The 1701-nt window shown below is 73.8% G+C and carries 1 protein-coding gene and 1 pseudogene; one reads left to right on the top strand and one right to left on the bottom strand.

What is annotated here, in order from left to right; genetic code table 11:
- The first annotated feature begins 129 nt into the window (after positions 1–129).
- Positions 130–1254 carry an adenylate/guanylate cyclase domain-containing protein gene (locus AOK08_RS37275; RefSeq protein WP_055534350.1) on the top strand — a complete coding sequence of 375 codons (1125 nt, stop codon included), beginning with the start codon at positions 130–132 and terminating at the stop codon, positions 1252–1254.
- Between the two features lie 40 nt (positions 1255–1294).
- On the opposite strand, the pseudogene AOK08_RS46170 reads toward AOK08_RS37275, so the two are convergent.
- Positions 1295–1701 (bottom strand): annotated as a pseudogene (locus AOK08_RS46170) (hypothetical protein); the annotation flags it as partial.

The raw sequence follows: 1701 nt of genomic DNA, 5'->3' as shown, positions 1-1701 counted from the left end.
GGGGGCGGCAGCCCCCAGGGGCGGCCACACCAGCACCGGGTGCGTTGTCTCTGCTGAACCCAGCGGAGCGAGGCCGTATCGTTGAGGGCGGTCGATATCTGACCGTGACAGATCGGAAGGGCAGCAGGCGTGACCGTCGACGACACGGGCTCCGGCTCGGCGGGCAGCCGGGTGGACGGGCAGGACGCCGACCCCGGTGACGACCCGCTCGCCCTGCGCCTCGAACAGCTCATCCTGGGCGCCGAGCGCCGCTACACCCCCTTTCAGGCCGCCCGCAGCGCCGGTGTCTCCATGGAACTCGCGTCCCGTTTCTGGCGGGCGATGGGCTTCGCCGACATCGGGCAGGCCAAGGCGCTCACCGAGGCGGACGTACTCGCGCTGCGCCGGCTCGCCGGTCTCGTCGAGGCGGGGCTGCTGAGCGAGGCGATGGCGGTACAGGTGGCGCGCTCCACGGGGCAGACCACCGCCCGTTTGGCCGAATGGCAGATCGATTCCTTCCTGGAGGGGCTGACCGAGCCGCCCGAGCCCGGGATGACGCGCACCGAGGTGACGTATCCGCTGATCGAACTGCTCCTGCCCGAGCTGGAGGAGTTCATCGTGTACGTCTGGCGGCGCCAGCTCGCCGCCGCGACCGGGCGGGTCGTCCAGGCCGCCGACGACGAGGAGATGGTCGACCGGCGGCTCGCCGTCTGCTTCGCGGACCTGGTCGGTTTTACGCGCCTGACCCGGCGGATGGAGGAGGAGGAACTCGGCGAACTCGTCGAGGCCTTCGAGACCACGGCCGCCGACCTGGTGGCGGCGAACGGCGGGCGGCTCGTCAAGACGCTGGGCGACGAGGTGCTGTACGCGGCGGACGACGCGGGTGTGGCCGCCGAGATCGCGCTGCGGCTCATCGAGACGATGGCGCACGACGAGACGATGCCCGAGCTGCGGGTCGGGATGGCCTTCGGCACGGTGACCACCCGTATGGGTGATGTGTTCGGTTCGACGGTGAATCTGGCCTCGCGGCTGACGTCGATAGCGCCACGGGACGCCGTCCTCGTCGACGCGGCGTTCGCGGAGGAGCTGATCCGTACCGGGGACGCGCCCGCCTCCGAGGCGGAGGCCGCCGAGGCCGCCGCCAAGGCGGAGAAGGAGGGCGAGGAGCCGCCGGTGTACCGCTTCGCGCTCCAGCCGATGTGGCAGCGGCCGGTACGCGGGCTCGGCGTGGTCGAACCCTGGCTGCTCACCCGGCGGACCGGCCCGGTCGCCTGACTCCGGCCGCCGTACCGCTCCAGCTGTTTCTCCCCTCCGCTCAGTGGCGGTGGTTCAGGGCGTCCACGCACAGGCCGATGAGCGGTACGCACACTCCGCCGGGCGTCGAGGGCTTCGGGGCGGGTGCGGGCGTCTGTGCGGGCTGGGGTGCAGGCGCGGGGGCCGGTGACCCCTGCTGCGGAGGCTGGGCCTGCGGCTGGGGCTGAGGTGACGTCGCGGCCGGCGAAGGTGTCGCCGGGCGCACCTGGTCGGCGGCCGCGGGCGCCGGTGTGCTGGGCCGCTGCGGGATCGTGGTCGCGTCGTCGGCGGCGGGCGGGGGAGGCGTGGGAAGCACGCCTGAGGGCGGCGGTCGTAGCGGGCCCGTCGCGCCGGGCAGAGCCGTCGGGAGCGCGGTCGGGACGGCGGTGGCGCCGCCGCCCATCGGGGCGCTCGCCGACGGGGTCGCCG

It is taken from the genome of Streptomyces graminilatus, assembly GCF_001418565.1.
GTDB classification, from domain to species: Bacteria; Actinomycetota; Actinomycetes; order Streptomycetales; family Streptomycetaceae; genus Streptomyces; species Streptomyces graminilatus.
The sequence above is the reverse complement of the archived record's forward strand: the minus strand, read 5'-3'. Positions and strand labels throughout refer to the sequence as shown.